Source organism: Aeromonas sp. EU05-FHT14A05, assembly GCF_058791175.1.
The window spans coordinates 84295-103270 of sequence record NZ_JBYTDH010000007.1; the positions used below are offsets into that span (position 1 = coordinate 84295).

At 62.2% G+C, this 18976-nt stretch carries 17 protein-coding genes and 1 pseudogene; 4 read left to right on the forward strand and 14 right to left on the reverse strand.

Annotated features, from left to right (window positions below; all coding sequences use genetic code 11):
* Positions 1-8: 8 nt before the first annotated feature.
* The 12 genes from AC3WR3_RS11945 to rlmD form a co-directional block, all read right to left on the reverse strand.
* Positions 9-590: a YqaA family protein gene (locus AC3WR3_RS11945; RefSeq protein WP_492291949.1), complete on the reverse strand. Its 582-nt coding sequence runs from the start codon at positions 588-590 to the stop codon at positions 9-11.
* On the reverse strand, positions 587-1204 hold the full coding sequence (locus AC3WR3_RS11950; RefSeq protein WP_005332743.1) for a protein-L-isoaspartate(D-aspartate) O-methyltransferase: 618 nt from the start codon (positions 1202-1204) through the stop codon (positions 587-589). The genes AC3WR3_RS11945 and AC3WR3_RS11950 overlap by 4 nt, the downstream gene beginning before the upstream one ends.
* A gap of 4 nt (positions 1205-1208) precedes the next feature.
* Positions 1209-1970, reverse strand: coding sequence for a 5'/3'-nucleotidase SurE (surE, locus tag AC3WR3_RS11955; RefSeq protein WP_205642448.1), 762 nt, complete (start codon positions 1968-1970; stop codon positions 1209-1211).
* Entirely contained in the window at positions 1951-3009 is a 1059-nt protein-coding gene (gene truD / locus AC3WR3_RS11960; RefSeq protein WP_492292010.1) for a tRNA pseudouridine(13) synthase TruD, read from the reverse strand. Before truD ends, surE begins: the two co-directional genes overlap by 20 nt.
* Positions 3009-3485 (reverse strand): 2-C-methyl-D-erythritol 2,4-cyclodiphosphate synthase, encoded by a 477-nt coding sequence (gene ispF, locus AC3WR3_RS11965; RefSeq protein WP_492291950.1) that lies wholly within the window; start codon positions 3483-3485, stop codon positions 3009-3011. The genes truD and ispF overlap by 1 nt, the downstream gene beginning before the upstream one ends.
* A 79-nt stretch (positions 3486-3564) precedes the next feature.
* Positions 3565-4275 (reverse strand): 2-C-methyl-D-erythritol 4-phosphate cytidylyltransferase, encoded by a 711-nt coding sequence (ispD, locus tag AC3WR3_RS11970; protein ID WP_492291951.1) that lies wholly within the window; start codon positions 4273-4275, stop codon positions 3565-3567.
* Positions 4268-4585: a cell division protein FtsB gene (ftsB, locus tag AC3WR3_RS11975; RefSeq protein ID WP_025328246.1), complete on the reverse strand. Its 318-nt coding sequence runs from the start codon at positions 4583-4585 to the stop codon at positions 4268-4270. The genes ispD and ftsB overlap by 8 nt, the downstream gene beginning before the upstream one ends.
* Positions 4586-4872: 287 nt before the next feature.
* A complete protein-coding gene (eno, locus tag AC3WR3_RS11980) occupies positions 4873-6171 on the reverse strand; it encodes a phosphopyruvate hydratase (RefSeq protein ID WP_139434028.1) in 1299 nt (432 codons plus the stop codon).
* An 89-nt stretch (positions 6172-6260) separates the two neighbouring features.
* Entirely contained in the window at positions 6261-7898 is a 1638-nt protein-coding gene (gene pyrG, locus AC3WR3_RS11985; RefSeq protein ID WP_139434027.1) for a glutamine hydrolyzing CTP synthase, read from the reverse strand.
* Between the two features lie 141 nt (positions 7899-8039).
* A complete protein-coding gene (gene mazG, locus AC3WR3_RS11990; RefSeq protein WP_492291952.1) occupies positions 8040-8837 on the reverse strand; it encodes a nucleoside triphosphate pyrophosphohydrolase in 798 nt (265 codons plus the stop codon).
* A 79-nt stretch (positions 8838-8916) separates the two neighbouring features.
* Positions 8917-11127: a GTP diphosphokinase gene (gene relA, locus AC3WR3_RS11995; protein WP_404837141.1), complete on the reverse strand. Its 2211-nt coding sequence runs from the start codon at positions 11125-11127 to the stop codon at positions 8917-8919.
* Positions 11128-11378: 251 nt separating this feature from the next.
* On the reverse strand, positions 11379-12701 hold the full coding sequence (rlmD, locus tag AC3WR3_RS12000) for a 23S rRNA (uracil(1939)-C(5))-methyltransferase RlmD (protein ID WP_492291953.1): 1323 nt from the start codon (positions 12699-12701) through the stop codon (positions 11379-11381).
* A gap of 272 nt (positions 12702-12973) precedes the next feature.
* Between rlmD and barA the strand changes: the two genes are divergently transcribed.
* The 4 genes and pseudogenes from barA to AC3WR3_RS12020 form a co-directional block, all read left to right on the forward strand.
* A complete protein-coding gene (gene barA, locus AC3WR3_RS12005; protein ID WP_492291954.1) occupies positions 12974-15694 on the forward strand; it encodes a two-component sensor histidine kinase BarA in 2721 nt (906 codons plus the stop codon).
* 63 nt (positions 15695-15757) lie between these two features.
* Entirely contained in the window at positions 15758-16243 is a 486-nt protein-coding gene (locus AC3WR3_RS12010; protein ID WP_139434022.1) for a YehS family protein, read from the forward strand.
* Between the two features lie 41 nt (positions 16244-16284).
* On the forward strand, positions 16285-17202 hold the full coding sequence (locus AC3WR3_RS12015; protein ID WP_492291955.1) for an N-acetylmuramoyl-L-alanine amidase: 918 nt from the start codon (positions 16285-16287) through the stop codon (positions 17200-17202).
* A 33-nt stretch (positions 17203-17235) separates the two neighbouring features.
* Positions 17236-17366, forward strand: a pseudogene (locus AC3WR3_RS12020) (N-acetylmuramoyl-L-alanine amidase); the annotation flags it as partial.
* Between the two features lie 65 nt (positions 17367-17431).
* Here AC3WR3_RS12020 and pdxJ read toward each other — a convergent pair.
* Both pdxJ and recO read right to left on the reverse strand, forming a co-directional pair.
* Positions 17432-18169 carry a pyridoxine 5'-phosphate synthase gene (gene pdxJ / locus AC3WR3_RS12025; RefSeq protein ID WP_492291956.1) on the reverse strand — a complete coding sequence of 246 codons (738 nt, stop codon included), beginning with the start codon at positions 18167-18169 and terminating at the stop codon, positions 17432-17434.
* Positions 18170-18253: 84 nt separating this feature from the next.
* Positions 18254-18964, reverse strand: a complete 711-nt coding sequence (gene recO, locus AC3WR3_RS12030; protein ID WP_492291957.1) for a DNA repair protein RecO — start codon at positions 18962-18964, stop codon at positions 18254-18256.
* Positions 18965-18976 lie beyond the last annotated feature (12 nt).

Sequence of the window (18976 nt, forward strand, 5' to 3'; positions counted from 1 at the left end):
GTGGATCCTTAACGACTAAACCAGAAATAGGCCGCAATGGCCAAACCAATACAGAGCCAGCCGAGCACATCCACATAGTGCATCAGCTTGCGCTCCATCTTCTCACCCCCCCACCGCATCAGGCCCGCGACCAGGAAGAAGCGCATGCCACGACCGATGAGGGAGGTCACGATAAATGGCAGTAGCGCCATATGAAGCAAGCCCGCCGTGACGGTAAACACCTTGTAGGGGATCGGCGTGAAACTGGCAATAAAAACCACCCAGATCCCCCACTGCGTGAACCACTGCTCCGCCAGCGCCATCTTGTCTTCATAGCCGACGGAGACCACCAGCGGCTGGACCACGGGCTCCCACAGTGCATAGCCAAGGGCATAACCAAACAGCGCCCCCAGCACAGAGAAGAGGGTTGCCAACCCGGCGTAGTGCCACGCCTTGTGCGGCTTGGCGAGCGCCATCGGGGCCAGCATCACGTCCACCGGGATCGGCCAGAACACCGACTCGATAAAGGCGGTGATGGAGAGGTACCAGGGGGCGTGCTTGTGGCGGGCCCACTGCATCACCAGTACGTACAAACGGGAAAACAACTTCACTCCACATCTCCGTCAATCAGGGGAACAAAACGCACCGGCTCCAGGATCCGGCTGGTCAGCTGGGAGCCGGATCGCTCGATCAGCTGCAGAGTCTGCTGGCTATCCCCCACCGGCAGCACCAGACGCCCCCCTTCGGCCAGCTGATCGGTCAGGGCCTTGGGCACCTCGCTCGCCGCAGCCGTCACCAGGATGGCATCGAACGGTCCCTTGTTGGGCCAGCCCAGCCAGCCATTGCCGTGCTTGGCCGAGACATTGTGCAGGTCGAGCTGGCGCAGCCGGCGCCGGGCCTGGAACTGCAGCGACTTGATCCGCTCCACCGTGTAGACATGCTCCACCAGGTGGGCCAGCACTGCGGTCTGATAGCCGGAGCCAGTGCCGATCTCCAGCACATGGGCCGGATCGTTCTGGATCAGCAACTCTGTCATCCGCGCCACTATATAGGGCTGGGAGATGGTCTGGCCGTGGCCGATGGGCAGAGCTGTGTTGTCCCAGGCCTTGTGGGCCATGGCTTCATCCACAAACAGCTGGCGCGGCACTTTCGCAATCGCCGCGAGCACGCGGAAATCACGAATGTCCTGGGCAATCAGTTGATTCAACAGGCGCTGTACTATCACAACGTCATCCCTGAAGATCCAGCCAGGCACCCAGACTCGCCAGACTGTCATAGGCAGTCATGTCGATGGTCAACGGGGTGATGGAGACATAACCCTGCTCGATGGCAGCGAAATCCGTGCCGTCTCCCGCATCCTGCTGGCTGCCGGGGGGGCCTATCCAGTAGATGGGCTGGCCACGGGGATCCTCGCTGCGGATCACCGACTCGGCGGGATGGCGGTTGCCAAGGCGGGTCACCCTGATCCCCTTGATCTGTTCGAGGGGCAGGTCAGGTACGTTGACGTTGAGGATCCGATCGGCAGGCAGGGGATGTTTCATCAGTCCCTCCACCAGCAGGACCGCGTAGTGGGCCGCCGTGGCGAAATGGGTCTTGCCCACTAGAGAAATGGCGATGGAGGGGAAGCCGAGGTGGCGCCCCTCGGTGGCCGCCGCGACCGTGCCCGAGTAGATGACATCATCCCCCAGGTTGGCGCCGTGGTTGATCCCGGCCACCACCATGTCCGGCTCCGGGCGCACCAGCTCGTTGACCGCCAGGTGCACGCAGTCGGTCGGGGTCCCCTTCACCGCATAGCTCTCGCTGCCATTAAAGCCGGTTTCGCCAAGGCGTGTAACCCGCAGCGGCACTTCCAGCGTCAGGGAGTGACTCGCGCCGCTGCGGTTGCGGTCCGGCGCCACCACAATGACTTCGCCGCAGGCAGTCAGCGCCTCGCTGAGGGCACGAATGCCCTCGGCATGTACTCCATCGTCATTACTGACCAGAATTCGCATCGGTTGGGTTCCTGAAACCGTGATCGGCCTCTTCGGCCTGCATTAACTCGCGCACCACGCTGGTGGCAAAGGCACCGGCCGGCAGGAAGAAGGAGAGGGTCAGCACCTCGCCATCCAGCTGCCAGCTCATCTGCTCCGGCTTGAGCAGCAGCGGACGCCTGTCCTGATCCAGTCCGGCCTTCTCCAGCCCGTCACACCATTCGGCGTAAGGGGCCAGCACCGCCTGTTCAAACTCGGCGGCGGCACCCTGGCTCGCCAGCCGGCCACGGCCCCACTGGGGGGCGGTGAGCTGCACGTCGCCAGAGGCGAGACGCGCCTCCAGCTCGGGGGTGAGCACCTCTTCACTGAAGATGGAGTGGCTGCCCCTCAGCATCACGCAGTCACCGGCCAGCAGCTGGTGTGCCAGCCCCTGCTCGATGCGGGCGCTGACGATGGCGTTGAACAGCATGCTGCGGGCGGCGGAGAGGTAGAGGGAGCGCTTGTTGCGATCCTTGATCCGCTTGCCGGCAAACATCGCCTTGGCCGCGTCCAGGTTGTTGCCATCCCGGCCAAAGCGCTGCTCGCCGTAGTAATTGGGCACACCCTGAGTGGCGATGGCCTGCAGCCGAGCTTCCAGATCGCCTGCCTGTTCCAGACCGGTGAGGCGCAGGGTGAAGTGGTTGCCCTTGAGGTAGCCAACCCGCAGCTTCTTGTTGTGGCGCTTGGCCTGCAGGATCTGGATGCTGTCGCTCTGGATGACAGAGAGATCCGGTTCGCCCTTGCCCGGCAGATGAATGCCGAACCACTGCTCGGTCACCGCGTGGCGATCCTTGAGCCCCGCCCAGGTCACCGCATTGCGGTTGACGCCGGCCGCATCGGCCAGCAGGCCCGCGACCCAGGCGGTGTTTTCGCCGGTTTTGCGCACCCGCACGAAGATGTGCTCCCCCTCGCCGCAGGGTTCGAAGCCGAGATCTTCATTCACCACGAAGTCGGCGGCCTCGGCCTTGAGGATGCCGCGGGCAGTGGGCGCCCCGTGCAGATAGCTCAGCTGTTCCAGCATCATTGTTTCACCAGTAAGACGACGGCTTCGGTGGCGATCCCTTCCTTGCGCCCCGTAAACCCGAGTTGTTCTGTGGTGGTCGCCTTGACATTCACCCGGTTCAAATCACATTGCAGATCGGCCGCCAGCACGACGCACATGGCCGCGATATGGGGCGCCATCTTGGGGGCCTGGGCGATGATGGTCACATCCAGGTTGCCGATGACGTAGCCAGCCTGCTGTACCCGGGCAAAGACGTCCCGCAGCAGGATGCGGCTGTCGATCCCCTTGAACTCGGCCGCGGTATCGGGAAAGTGGCGGCCGATATCGCCGGCACCGATGGCCCCCAGCAGGGCATCGCTCACCGCGTGCAGCACCACATCGCCATCGGAGTGGGCCAGCAGGCCCTGCTCATAGGGTACCGGGACGCCACCCAGCATGCAGGGGCCAACCCCGCCAAACTTGTGCACGTCAAAACCATGTCCAATTCGCATCATGCCTGCTCCCCCCTCAATACACAGAAATCTGTCTCATCAAAATCATGTCCAATGCGGATCATGCGGGCCCCTCTGCGGGTCAATCGGGTCGCGCCTGCTGGCGCGCACTCTGTTGTTGTAAAAAGAGCTCGGCCAGGGAGAGATCTTCCGGGCGGGTCACCTTGATGTTGTCGGCACGCCCCTCCACCATCTTCACGGTAAAACCGGCGCGCTCCATGGCGGAGGCTTCGTCTGTGATGAGTGCTCCCAGGGCCAGCCCCTCCTCCAGCGCCCGCTTCAGGGTGCCGGTGGGAAACATCTGCGGCGTCAGGGCATGCCAGAGCTGTTCGCGCTCGACGGTCGCCACTATGTTGCCAGCCCCGTCGGTGCGTTTCATGGTGTCACGCACCCGGCTGCCGAGGATGGCGCCATCGCACGCCATGGCACTGGCTATCAGGGCATCGAGATCCCCCTGGGTCAGACAGGGACGGGCGGCGTCATGCACCAGTACCCACTTCCCCTCTGCCACATGCAGGGCGTTGAGCACCGAATAGGCGCGCTCGCATCCCCCTTCCACTCGCAGCACCCGCGGATCGGCGGCCACGGCCAACGTCTCAAACCAGCGGTCGTGGGGCGCCAGCGCCACTATCACCCGGGCTATGGCCGGATGGGACAGTAAACAGCCGAGCGTATGCTCCAGGATGGTCTTCCCTGCCAGTGTCAGGTACTGCTTGGGGCAGTCGGCCCCCATGCGGCTGCCGATACCGGCGGCCGGAACTATGGCGGTCAGCCCGCTGTGGCAATCAGTCATCGTAGGGGACGCCGTCCGGCTCCGTTGCTTGGTCTTTGTCTTTGGGAATGATCCGGTAGAAGGTCTCGCCCTGCTTGATATAGCCAAGATCGTTGCGCGACAGCTCCTCGATGGCCTCAAGGCCCGAGGTCAGATCGTCGATCTCCCGGTAAATCAGGTTGTTGCGGTCCTTGAGAACCAGATTGTCCTGCTGTTGCCGCTCGATGGCATTGGAGAGCTCCCGATAATCGGATAGGCCGTTTTTCCCCAGCCAGAAGTCATATTGCAGCCCTCCCAAGAGGAGGAGCAGGATAAGAGTGAGTAGCCGCATGCACTGAGTCTCCTTCAAGCGGCCTAGTTTCCCATATTCGCAGGCAAGACAAAAGAAAGCCGGTGTGCCAGACGGGGCGGGGGACTAAAAAAGATGACGGGGCCCCGCAGACGAGGGCCAAAAAACCGCACAGTTCCCAGGACGACGACCTTGGCGCCAGGTTGGCGGCAACCACAGGAAAACCGCCGCCGCTCAGGGGCGGGCCTGACAATGGGGTGGCGACGGATACAAAAAAGCCCCGCCAGAGTGGCGGGGCTTTTCAACAGCTTAAGAATTGCAGGCAGTAATTACTGGCCTTTGACTTCTTTCAGACCGCGGAACGGAGCCTTGGCACCCAGGGCTTCTTCGATACGGATCAGCTGGTTGTACTTGGCAACACGGTCAGAACGGCTCATGGAACCGGTCTTGATCTGGCCAGCAGCGGTACCCACGGCCAGGTCGGCGATGGTCGCGTCTTCGGTCTCACCGGAGCGGTGGGAGATGACGGCGGTGTAGCCAGCGTCTTTGGCCATCTTGATGGCAGCCAGAGTTTCGGTCAGGGAACCGATCTGGTTGAACTTGATCAGGATGGAGTTGGCGATGCCGTTGTCGATGCCGCGCTTCAGGATCTTGGTGTTGGTTACGAACAGGTCGTCACCCACGATCTGGATTTTCTTACCCAGTTCAGCAGTCTGGTAGGCGAAGCCTTCCCAGTCAGACTCGTCCAGGCCATCTTCGATGGAGACGATCGGGAACTTGGTGGTCAGGTCGGCCAGGTAGTCGGAGAACTCGTTGGAGGTGAAGATACGACCTTCGCCCTTCAGGTTGTACTCTTTCTTCTCTGCGTCGTAGAACTCGGAAGCAGCGCAGTCCATGGCCAGGGTGATGTCGGTGCCCAGCTTGTAACCGGCAGCGGCAACGGCTTCGGCGATCACTTCCAGCGCTTCGGCGTTGGACTTCAGGTTAGGTGCGAAACCGCCTTCGTCGCCCACTGCAGTGGCGTAGCCTTTGGACTTCAGTACCTTGGCCAGGTTGTGGAAGACCTCGGCACCCATGCGGATGGCTTCTTTCAGGGTCTTGGCGCCAACCGGCTGGATCATGAACTCCTGGATGTCGACGTTGTTGTCGGCGTGCTCACCACCGTTGATGATGTTCATCATGGGCAGCGGCATGGAGTAGACACCCGGGGTGCCGTTCAGCTCGGCGATGTGGGCGTACAGCGGCAGGCCCTTGGCAGCAGCAGCGGCTTTGGCGTTAGCCAGGGAAACGGCCAGGATGGCGTTGGCGCCGAACTTGGATTTGTTCTCGGTACCGTCGAGGTCGATCATGATCTGGTCAACGGTGGCCTGGTCCTTGGCATCTTTACCCAGCAGAGCCTGAGCGATCGGGCCGTTAACGGCTTCGATGGCTTTCAGCACGCCTTTACCCAGGAAACGGCTCTTGTCGCCGTCACGCAGTTCCAGCGCTTCGCGGGAACCGGTGGACGCGCCAGACGGAGCTGCTGCCATACCAACAAAACCACCTTCCAGGTGAACTTCGGCCTCAACGGTCGGGTTACCACGGGAGTCGATGATTTCACGACCGATCACTTTAACGATCTTGGACATGTGTATTTCCTCAGGTTTCGTAAAAAAACAACAAAAATATGCCAAAAAAAGCGGCTGCGGCACAGAGCCCCAACCGCATTTATTTTCAATTACTTCAAATTACGCTTCTGATACTCGCCGGCGGCCTTCACAAAACCGGCGAACAGGGCGTGGCCATCACGGGGAGTCGAGGTGAACTCCGGGTGGAACTGCGCCGCCACGAACCAAGGGTGATCCGGAATCTCGATAATTTCCACCAGCTTCTTGTCGGCGGAGAGACCGGTCACCTTCAAGCCAGCCGCTTCGATCTGCGGCAGCAGCTTGTTGTTCACCTCATAACGGTGACGGTGACGCTCGTAAATGGTCGGGCTGCCGTACATCTGGCGCACCTTGGAGCCTTCCACCAGGTGGCAGAGCTGGGAACCCAGACGCATGGTGCCGCCCAGATCGGATTTCTCGGTACGGGTCTCGACGTTGCCCTCTTCATCCACCCACTCGGTGATGAGGCCGACAACCGGATAGGCGCAATCTTTCTTGAATTCGGAGGAGTGAGCACCGGCCATGCCCGCCACGTTGCGAGCAAATTCGATCATGGCAACCTGCATGCCGAGACAGATACCCAAGTAAGGGATCTTGTTCTCACGGGCATACTGGGCGGCCAGGATCTTGCCTTCCACGCCACGCTCACCGAAGCCACCCGGCACCAGGATGGCGTCCAGACCTTCCAGCAGCTCGGAGCCACGGGTCTCGATGTCCTGGGAGTCGATGTACTTGATGTTGACGGAGAGACGGGTCTTCAGACCACCGTGCTTGAGCGCCTCGTTGACGGACTTGTAGGCATCCGGCAGGGAGACATACTTGCCGACCATGCCGATGGTCACTTCTGCAGTCGGGTTGGCCTCTTCATAGACCACCTGCTCCCACTCGGACAAATCGGCTTCCTTGCACTCCAGGCCGAAGCGGGCGATGAAGTAGTCATCCAGATTCTGGGACTTGAGCAGGGCCGGGATCTTGTAGATGGAGTCGACGTCCTTCATGGAGATGACGGCGCGCTCTGGCACGTTGCAGAACAGGGCGATCTTGGCACGCTCGTTGGCCGGGATGGCGCGATCGGAGCGGCAGATCAGCACGTCTGGCTGGATCCCGATGGAGAGCAGCTCTTTGACGGAGTGCTGGGTCGGCTTGGTCTTCACCTCGCCGGCGGCGGCCAGGTAAGGCACCAGGGTCAGGTGCATGAACATGGCATTGTCGCGGCTCACTTCGGCAGCCAGCTGACGAATGGCTTCGAGGAACGGCAGGGACTCGATGTCGCCCACGGTACCGCCCACTTCGACGATGGCCACCTGATGGCCTTCGGCGCCGGCAATCACCCGCTCCTTGATGGCGTTGGTGATGTGCGGGATGACCTGGATGGTGGCGCCCAGATAGTCACCACGACGCTCTTTGCGCAGCACGTCGGCATAGATGCGGCCGGTGGTGAAGTTGTTGCGACGGGTCATCTTGGTGCGGATGAAACGCTCGTAGTGGCCCAGATCCAGATCGGTCTCGGCCCCGTCCTCGGTTACGAACACTTCACCGTGCTGGGTCGGGCTCATGGTGCCCGGATCCACGTTGATATAGGGGTCCAGTTTCATGATGGTCACATCCAGACCACGGGCTTCCAGAATGGCTGCCAGAGAAGCTGCGGCAATGCCTTTGCCGAGGGATGAAACAACGCCACCAGTTACAAAAATATATTTTGTCGTCATGCTGAACCTGAAAGAAGTTTAGGGAATTTTAAGGGGTGCTTCGGGGATGAAGCAGGACGGGGAAACAGTATACCAAAACCCCCTCTCCCAAACAATGAACAAAAATCTATCAGGCTCCCCGCCGCCCCGTCTTGCGCCAAATCAACTTTGCTCGGTTTCCTTGGCCTTGTTCCAGGCCTCGTCCAGCTTCTCCAGGGTGCAATCGGTCATTTTCAGCCCTTCCGCGGCAATAAACTGCTCAACCTGACGAAAACGGCGTTCGAACTTGGCGTTGGCAGCCCGCAGCACCTGCTCGGGATCCTTGCCCAGATGGCGCACCAGATTGACGGTGGCAAACAGCAGATCGCCGAGCTCGTCGCTCACCCGTGCCTCGTCCACGTCGACCATCAGCGCCTCTTCCATCACCTCCTCGATCTCTTCGTGGATCTTGTCCACCACAGGCCCCAGGGTCTTCCAGTCAAAACCTACGGTGGCGCAGCGCTTCTGAATTTTGGCGGCGCGGGTCAGGGCTGGCAGCGAGAGGGGGATGTCATCGAGCACGCTCTCCTTGTCGAGCGCGGCCCGCTCCCTGGCTTTTTCCGCCTCCCAGTTTACCTTGACCGCCTGCTCGTCACCGAGGTCCGCATCGGAGAACACATGGGGGTGGCGGCGAATGAGTTTCTCGCTCACCGCATCGACTATGTCGGCAAAATCGAACAACCCCTGCTCCTTGCCGAGCTGGGCGTAGAAGACCACCTGGAACAACAGATCCCCGAGTTCCCCCTTCAATCCATCCCAATCCTGAGTCTCGATGGCATCGGCCACCTCGTAGGCCTCCTCCAGGGTGTGGGGCACTATGGTCTGGAAGCTCTGCTTGAGATCCCAGGGGCATCCCCCGTCCGGGGAGCGCAGTTGAGCCATGATGTCGAGCAGTTGAGGGAGATCGTAACGTTGGGACATGGGATGTTCGCTTTCGATTCGTTCAAGAAGGGTCATAAAGCACAACCGGCCACGGGGGCCGGTCACTATTTATCGGGTATCAGAGGCGCTTGGCGCTGATCACGTCATTGAGCTGGCTGAGCTTGGCCAAGGCCCGGTTGAAGGCGTTGATGTTGTAGATCTCCAGCTCCATGTCGATCTCGGCGGTCTGCTCGCGCACGTTGGAGCGCGAGCGCACCCCCATGACGTTGATCTTCTCGTTGGCCAGCACGGTCGTGATGTCCCGCAGCAGGCCGGATCTGTCGTTGGAGAGGATGCGGATGGTGAGACCATAGCCGCCGGAGTAGTTCTCCCCCCAGACCGCATCGATCAGTCGCTCCGGGTTGCGGCGCGACAGCTCTTTCAGCTGTTCGCAATCCTCCCGGTGGATGGAGACGCCGCGGCCCATGGTGATGAAGCCCTGGATGGAGTCCCCCGGGATGGGCTGGCAGCAGCGGGCAATGTGGGTCATCAGATTGCCGACCCCTTCCACCACGATGTGATCCTTGGCCTTGGGGCGGAAGGGCGCATTGGCCTTCTGCTCCAGCTTCTCCAGCAGGCGGCGGTCTTCTTCCTCCGCCGTCGGCTTGTTGTAACGGGTGTCGAGGTAGTTGAGCAGCTGGTTGATGCGGATGTCGCCGCTGCCGATCCCGGCCAGCAGGTCTTCCAGCTCCTCCGCATGGAAGCGCTCCAGCACCACCTTGTCCACCTTGGAGAGCGTCAGGTTGTGCCTGTCCAGCTCCTTCTCCAGCAGCTCCTTGCCGGCGGCTATGTTTTTGTCCCGATCCAGCTTTCTGAACCAGGTTGCCACCTTGGCCCGCGCCCGGCTGGAGCGCAGGAAGCCCGCATTGGGGTTCATCCAGTCGCGGCTCGGGTTCGGCTCCTTCTGAGTGATCACCTCCACCTGATCGCCGGTCTGCAGCGTGTAGGTGAAGGGCACTATGCGGCCATCCACCTTGGTCCCGATGCAGCGGTGGCCGATCATGCTGTGGACGTGATAGGCGAAATCGAGCGGGGTGGCCCCCGCCGGCAGGTCGATGACGTCCCCCTTGGGGGTGAACACATAGACCCTGTCCTCGAACACCTGACTGCGCAGATCGTCCAGCAGGGAGCCGCTCTCGGAGAGATCCTCCTGCCAGGCAAGAAGCTTGCGCAGCCACTCGATCTTGTCTTCGAAGGTGCTGGTCTTGGCGGCGGCCTGGGCCCCTTCCTTGTAGCGCCAGTGAGCCGCCACGCCGAGTTCGGCATCCTGATGCATCTGCTCGGTGCGGATCTGGATCTCCACCGTCTTCCCCTCCTCCCCCACCACCACTGTGTGGATGGACTGGTAGCCGTTGGGCTTGGGGTTGGCGACATAGTCGTCAAACTCGCGGGGAATGTGGTGGAAATGGGTATGGACTATGCCGAGCGCCGCATAGCAATCCTGCAGCCGCTTGGTGATCACCCGCACCGCGCGCACGTCGAACAGCTCGTTGAACTCGAGGTGCTTCTTCTGCATCTTGCGCCAGATGCTGTAGATGTGTTTCGGGCGACCGTAGACTTCGGCCTCGACCCCGGCCTCCGCCAGAGCATCCCGCAGGGACTGTACGAACTCGCGGATGTAGCGTTCCCGATCGAGTCGTTTCTCGTCGAGCTGCTTGGCGATCTGCTTGTAGGTATCCGGGTGCAGGTAACGGAAGGCGAGATCTTCGAGCTCCCACTTGAGCTGACCGATGCCGAGGCGGTTGGCGAGGGGCGCATAGATGTTGGTGATCTCCTGGGCCATCAGCACCCGGGTCTCCTCATCCGCCAGCTTGGCCTCCCGCAGGCAGGCGATCCGCTCCGCCAGCTTGATGACGACGGCGCGCACATCCTCCACCATGGCGAGCAACATGCGGCGCACGTTGTCCACCTGCTCCGGCGAGGTCTCGCTGCGGTGCAGGGTCTGCAGGGAGCGGATGGCCTCCATCTCCAGCACCCCTTCCACCAGCTTGGAGATCTTGGGACCGAAGTCCTCGTTCACCTTCTCCTGCTTGATGAGGCCGGCTTCGACGAAGGGATAGAGAATGGCCGACTTGAGGGTGGCGAGATCCATGCTGAGCATCAGCAGTATGCCCACCATCTCGACGCCACGCACCAGCAGGCGGTTGGTAAGCGCCTCGTCGCCAAGCGTCAGACAGTACTGGTAGACGGTTCGCAGTTGATTCTTGTCGCTTTCACTCAGGGTAAGGGAACTGACCCACTCCTCCAGAGTGAAATTGTCTTTCAAATGAATTTCGCGCACCGCAACCATGGTATCAATCCTTAAAATTGTGGGGCCGAAAGCCGATGCTTTCTGCCATCCCCTCATCAGCTGATGACTGCCTCAAATGGGGATGCGCGGGAGAGTTTTCAAGGCATGTTGCCGATCCCGGCAACAGGTTTCTCTCGCACATCAGGCCCATTTTTGCAGATCTAGATTACCCTAATCACCCCTGCGCAAACAGCGCTACCGGCATCGGAAGGCCGACAAAACACCGCACCGGCAATCTGAAAACAGCCTGCTCAATCCCGTTCAAACAGCGCCATGGACTCCAGATGACCGGTGTGGGGGAACATGTCCAGCATCCCCAGGCGAGCCAGTCGATAACCCCCCTTCACCAGCACCTGGCTGTCCCGGGCCAGGGTGACAGGGTTACAGGAAACATAGACCACCCGCTTGGGCGAAAGTGCCGCCACGTGGCTCATGACTTCCAGCGCCCCGGGCCGGGCCGGATCCAGCAGCACCAGATCGAAGCCTTCCCGCGCCCAGGACATGCCGACGATGTCGCCGCTCAAATCCGCCTTGTAGAAACGAGCGTTGTCGATGCCGTTGCGACGGGCGTTCTCCTCGGCACGGGCCACCATGGCGAGCTCCCCCTCGACCCCCACCACTTCACGGGCCTGACGGGCCAGCGGCAGGGTGAAGTTGCCGATGCCGCAGAAGAGATCCAGCACCTTGTCGTCCTTGGTCGCCCCCAGCCACGCCAGCGCCTGGGTCACCATGCTCTGGTTGATGGGGCCGTTGACCTGAATGAAGTCGCCAGGGGCGAATGCAAGAGACAGGCCATCGAGGGTGTAGCTCGGCTGAAATTGTTGACGCAGGGATTCGATGTGCTCATCCGCCGCCTGCAGATAGAGGTCTATCCCCTGGGCCTCGGCAAATGCCAGCAGCAGGGCGCGATCCGCCTCGTTGGGGCGACCCGTGTGACGCAGCAGCATCATGATGCCCTGTTCGGCCTGGATGAGCTCCGCATGCCCCAGCTCGCGCTGGCTCTTCAAGCGATTGAGGCACTCGCGCAGGGGGGTGATGAGGGCGGAGAGGGGATCGGCCAGCACGGGGCAGCCCGCCACCTCCACCAGATCATTGGATTGACGGCGGCGGAACCCCACCCGGGTGCAGCGACCGTTCTTGTCAAACTTGATGGCGAGACGGCAGACCCGGCGATAGCTACGGGACTCTCCCTTGAGCACGGGCTCGAGCGCCGGTGCCTTGATGTTGCCAAGGCGCTCGAACAGGCTGACCAGCCCGGCCTCCTTGACCGCCTGCTGATCCGCTTCGCCGAGGTGCTGGGCACTGCAACCGCCGCACTCGCGATAATGGGGGCAGAAGGGATCGATGCGATTGGCCGCCGGGGTCACTATCTGTTGCAGGGCGGCGTGGGCATAGTGCTTCTTGTCATCGACGATGCGAGCCTTGATCAGCTCACCGGGGAGTGCCCCTTCGACGAAGATGGCCTTGCCCTGATGACGGCCGACACCGACACAGTGGTGGTCCAGACTGTTTATCGTAAATTCAATACGTTGGGGCTGGGTGGATTTCTTTTGGGGCTTGAAAAACTGGGCCATAAAACTTGGTGCCTATAGGTGGCTATGTCATGATTGTGGAATCTGCAGCAGGCCATTGTCCCACAAGAATAATAGTATGACCAAATGCGGCCTGTGGGCCCGAGCTGCGGCCTCTGCCCCATTGCCCAATCTGACCATAAGTGGCCCATTGATATGACAGGATACGGCCTGAGCGCCCGTACGGTGACATCGACTGTATTGCCAGCCCTCCCCCTGCGCCCACAGGCCCCCCGGGCTATGGTCTTCATCATGTTTGCCGGCGGTTTATCAGCATGACCAAGTACGGCCTCAGAGCCCGTGTACTGGCATTTACCATATTGCCAACCCTGATCATCGGCGGCCTGATCGCCGGTTACTTCACCTTCCACCGCTACCATCAGCTGGAAAACAACCTGATCGATCAGGGCATCAACATCATAGAGCCCCTGGCCATCGCCAGTGAATACGGCATGACCCAGCACAGTCGCGAATCCCTCAAGCGGCTGATCGGGCTGACCCATCGCAAGAACTCTCCTTTCATCAAGTCCATCGCCGTCTTCACCCAGGAGAACCAGCTGTTCGTGACGTCCAACTATCACAGGGACTTCAGCCAGCTGCGCCTGCCGGACGGCAGCGCCATCCCGGCCCTGACCAGCGTCACCTTCAATGGCGATGACATCATATTGCGCACCCCCATCCAGGCCGAGACCAGCCTGGACGGCTTCCCCCTGCCGAGCGATCTGGAGCCGCCTGTCATCGGCTATATCTCCATGCAGCTCGCCACCGACAGGGCCATAGTCCTGCAGTATCGCGACGCCTTCTTCGCGGTGATCATCGTGCTCATCGGCCTCGCCATCAGCACCCTGTTCGGCTTCCGCTTGGTCAAGAGCGTGACCCAGCCCATCACCGACATGGTGCAGGCGGTGCACCGGATCAGGGAGGGGCGCCTCGATACCCGGGTCAGCGGCCAGCTCACCGGCGAGCTGGACATGCTCAAAAACGGCATCAACGCCATGGCCAAGGCGCTCTCCGAATACCACGAGGAGATGCAGCAGAACATCGATCAGGCGACCTCGGATCTGCGAGAGACGCTCGAGCAGATCGAGATCCAGAACGTCGAGCTCGACATGGCGAAGAAGCGGGCGCAAGAGGCGGCCCGGGTCAAATCCGAGTTCCTTGCCAACATGTCCCACGAGCTGCGCACCCCGCTCAACGGCGTTATCGGCTTCACCCGCCAGTTGCTCAAGACCAGCCTGACCCCGAGCCAGACCGACTACATGCAGACCATAGAGAAGTCGGCGCGCAACCTGCTCGGGATCATCAACGACATCCTCGACTTTTCCAAGCTGGAGGCGGGCAAGCTGCAGTTGGAGCACATCCCCTTCAGCCTGCGGGACACCCTCAACGAGACCATGCACCTGCTGGGGCCAAGCGCCCACGACAAGCAGCTCGAGCTCTCCTTGCAGGTGGATGCCACCGTGCCGGACTACCTCACCGGCGACCCCATGCGCCTGCAACAGGTGCTGACCAACCTCACCGGCAACGCCATCAAGTTCACCGAGCGGGGCAACGTGGATGTGCGCGTCGAGCAGACCGGGGCCCCCAACGGCAGCAAGGTTCGCCTGCGAGTCCTCATCCGGGATACCGGCATCGGCATCTCGGAGGAGCAGCAGCGCCAGCTGTTCCAGGCCTTCAATCAGGCCGACTCCTCCATCTCCCGCCGCTATGGTGGCACCGGGCTTGGCCTGGTCATCACCCAGAAGCTGGTGCAGCAGATGGGAGGCCAGATCCGTTTCGAGTCCGAGCTTGGCAAGGGCTCCGTCTTCTCCTTCAATCTGGAGCTGGATGTCTCCCCCCTGCCCCAGACCGAGCGGCTGCCGCTGGATCGCATCCTGGGCAAACGGGTCTGGCTGCTGGAGCCGGATCCCTTCACCCACGCCTCCCTGCTCGCCCTGCTGGCCGAATGGCAGCTGGACGTGCACTCCCTGACCATGGCCGACGACTGGCCCGAGATGGGCAGCCAGGACATGGTGATCATCGGCAGCAGCACACTGCATACCCCCCAGCAGGTGATCACCCGCCTCGATGGCCTCAGCGGGCAACAGAACACCATAGTGCTGCTCAGCAGCCATGAACCGGCGCTCTATGACGCCATGCTGGCCCATGGCGCCGCCCACTGCCTCTCCAAGCCCATCAACCACCGCAAGCTGCTGCACGCCCTGCTCTCCCCCGAGGCGGCCAGGCGCACGCCGCTGCCCGCGCCTGCCCCCCACCGGGTACAGGCCGTCAAGGTGCTGGCGGTGGATGACAACGCCGCCAACCTCAAGCTCATCGCCGCCATGCTCAAGGAGATGGTGACCGAGGTGGTGGTGTGCAAGAACGGCAAGGAGGCGGTCAACCTGGCCCAGAGCCAGCCGTTCGACATCATCTTCATGGATATACAGATGCCCGTCATGGATGGCATCAGCGCCACCCAGGCGATCCGCCATCACTCCCTCAACACCGAGACCCCCATAGTCGCGGTCACCGCCCACGCCATCCCGGGCGAGCGGGAACGGCTGATCCGCCAGGGCATGGACGACTACCTGGCCAAGCCCATCGACGAGGGCATGCTGGCGCAGCTCATCACCGACTTCGCCCACAGGCGCCACCAGAACCAGGGGGATCAGCAGATAGACTGGACCCTGGCGGTGCGTCAAGCGGCGGGCAAAGAGGATCTCGCCAGGGAGATGCTGACCATGCTGCTGGCCAGCTTCGACGAGGTGGAACCCATGCTGGACGAGGCGCTGGCGGGAGAGGTGGAGGATGCCGAGGTGCTGGCCCAGCTCCATCGCCTCAACGGCGGCTGTGCCTACTCGGGGGTGCCCGGCCTGCAGCGCCTGCTCTCCCAGCTCGAGCAGCAGCTGCGCGACGGCGTGCCCGTGAGCGAGCTCGAACCCGAGCTGCTGGAGCTGCAAGATGCCCTGGAGCAGGTGAGGCAGGAGGCCCCTCGTTACCTCTCCCTGGCCGAGTGAGGCGCTTTTTCTGACTGCGGGGCCCGCAGATGGTAAAATCGCGCCGTTTCCACAGGAGTCAACATGACCAACAACGATATTCTGCGCCGCCTGCGCTACGCCCTCACCATCAGCAACGATCAGATGGTCGAGATGTTTGCCAAGGGTAACCTGACTGTCACCCACGCCCAGCTCCACAGCTGGTTGCTGAAAGAGGCCGCGGAAGGGGAAGAGCAGGAAGCCGGCTATGCCGCCTGCCCGGACTCGGCCCTGAGCCAGTTCCTCGACGGCTTCATCGCCGTGCGTCGCGGTGTGCGGGAAAATGCCCCGCCCCAGGTGATCCCGAACCGGATCAACAACAACCTGATCCTGCGCAAGCTGCGCATCGGCCTCGACTACAAGGAAGAGGACATGCTGGGCACCCTCAAGCTCGCCAACTTCAACCTCTCCAAGTCCGAGCTGAGCGCCCTGTTCCGTGCCAAGGATCACAAGCACTACCAGGATTGCGGGGATCAGATCCTGCGCAACTTCCTCATCGGCCTCACCGCCAAGTACAGGACAGCGCCATGAGCCCGCGCGCGCGCGTCCCCCTCAGACAGCGCGCCTGAGCCATGGGCCAGCGCACCTGCCCCCCGTCATTCCGCCTGGGCGGCAGGCCGCGCTGGCCAGCGCTTCTTTTCAGTGCCCCCTGGCCAGGCAGGTGCCGCACCATACTGCTGTCACTCTGCCTGCTCGGGCTCGGCGCCTGCCAACCGGCGCCTTATCAGCTCAACACCCGTCATGTCAGCGCCAACCAGAATGAGCGCATCGCCTTTCTGATCCTCCACTATACCGACGAGGACGACGCCCGCTCCCTGCGCCTGCTGACCGAACCCGAGCACAAGGTGAGTGCCCACTACCTGATCCCCCGCGATACCGACGAGCGGCCGCTTCCCGTTTACCAGCTGGTGCCCGACAGCCAGCGCGCCTGGCACGCCGGTCGCAGCCGCTGGCATCAGTATGCCGGGCTCAATGCCAGCTCCCTCGGCATCGAGATAGTCAATCTGGGTTATCCCACGGAAGACGAAGCCCTGCCCGCTCACCAGCGGCGCTGGCAACCCTATACCCGGGCCCAGATCGCCGCCCTCGGCGCTCTGGCCCGGGATCTGGTCGATCGCTACCACATTCCCCCCACCCAGGTGCTGGCCCACAGCGACATAGCCCCCGAACGCAAGCAGGATCCCGGCCCCCACTTCCCCTGGCGCGAGCTGGCCCTGCACCATGGCGTCGGCGCCTGGCCAGACGAGGCCAGGGTGGCCGAGCTGCGCCAGGCACAGTTCATCCCCTGGGATGCGCTGCAATGGCAGCAGCGGCTCGCCCGCTACGGCTACGGCCTCCCCCAGCACGGCGCCTGGGATGAGCAGAGCCGCGCCGCCATGCGTGCCTTCCAGCTCCATTTCCGTCCCGCCCTGATCACCGGTGAGCCGGATGCCGAGTGCCAGGCCATCCTGATGGCCCTGCTGGAGCGGTACTTTCCCGAGCCGGGCTGATGTTGTCCCGATATTTCCGCTAACGCAGCGTGTTCCCAAGTCGCGATGCCCGCCTTCCAGCTCCATTTCCGCCCCGCATAGATCACCTCACCGGTGAGCCGGATGCCGAGTGCCAGGCCATCCTGATGGCCCTGCTGGAGCGGTACTTTCCCGAGCCGGGCTGAGCCCCCCCGAAAACAACAAGGGACGCCGAGGCGTCCCTTGTCTGTGCGATGCAGGCAGACCGGCATCAGATCCCCTGACGGGCTTCCTGCATCAAAAGGCGCATGTCGCTCACGGCCTTGGCCAGACCGTCGAAGGCGGCACGGCCTATGATGGCGTGGCCGATGTTGAGCTCATAGAGCTCGGGAATGGCGGCGATGGCCTTGACGTTGTGGTAGTGCAGGCCATGGCCGGCATTGACCTTCAAGCCCTTGCCGGCGGCATAGGAGGCGCCGGCGGCGATGCGCTTGAACTCGGCGTTGCGCTCCGCATCCGTGGTGGCATCGGCATAGCGGCCGGTGTGGATCTCGATGAAGGGGGCACCACTCTCGGCGGCCGCATCGATCTGGATGGGGTCGGCGTCGATGAAGAGCGACACCTGGGCACCGACGGCGGCGAGGCGGGTCACCGCATCGGTCACCTTGGCCAGCTGACCGGCCACGTCCAGGCCACCCTCAGTGGTCACCTCGGTGCGCTTCTCCGGTACCAGGCAGACGAACTGGGGCTTGATACGGCAGGCGATGCCGATCATCTCCTCGGTCACCGCCATCTCCAGGTTCATTCTGGTCTGGATGGTCTGGCGCAGTATCTCCACGTCGCGGTCGGTGATGTGGCGGCGATCTTCACGCAGGTGAACCGTAATGCCATCGGCACCGGCCTGCTCGGCCACGAAGGCGGCCTGGACAGGATCCGGATACTGGGTGCCGCGGGCATTGCGCAGGGTGGCGATATGGTCGATGTTCACACCCAGATAGATTTCACTCATTGAGGACTCCTTGAAACTCTTCATCTGTTGACTGCGCGGTCAGCGAATCACTCCGCGCCAATATCCATATGTCTGTAATCTGTGTCAGCCTTGCATGCTGGCTTTGCGTTTTAAAAACAGCTCCCGGCTCTTGAGCTGGCGTTTGCCAAGGTAGGGCTGCAGCGCCAGCCGGCTGAAGCGCTTGGCCGCCTGCAGCAAGGGAGGGGTATCGAATCGCCCCTCGGCGAAGGCCAGCAGGTGGGCGCCGAGAAACAGGGTACGGGGATCCGGCGCCCGCTCGCAAGCGACAAAACCGAGCTCCCGCTCGAAGCCGTAGAGCAGATCGGGCTGGATCGGGGTGTCGTTGTCGGCGGCATATTCGAAATCCACCGCATAGCCCAAGGCCTGCAACAGCAGGAACTCGAAGCGGCGCAGGGGCAGCTCCGGCGTCTCGCCATCCGCCAGCGCCATCAGGGCACGGGCATAAGCATCGAACACCTCGGGGAAGGGGGTATGGGCTTCGAGCAGGTAGTAGACCAGCTCGTTGAGATAGAGGCCGTAGAAGAGGCGATCGCCACCGAGTCGCAGGGAGTGATCCGGGCATTCGACCTGGGCGAGGTTCTTGAGATCGCCCTTGCCACGCCAGCTCATGGTGAGCAGGGTGAAGGGTTGCAGCAGCCCCTTCAGAGGGGAGCGTGGCCCGCGGGAACCGCGAGCCACCAGGGTAAATCTGCCGCTATCCTGGGTGAAGACCTCGACCAGCTGGCTGGTCTCCCGATAGGGCCGACTGTGGATGACGAAAGCCGGGTTCAGCAATCCGTCAGCGCC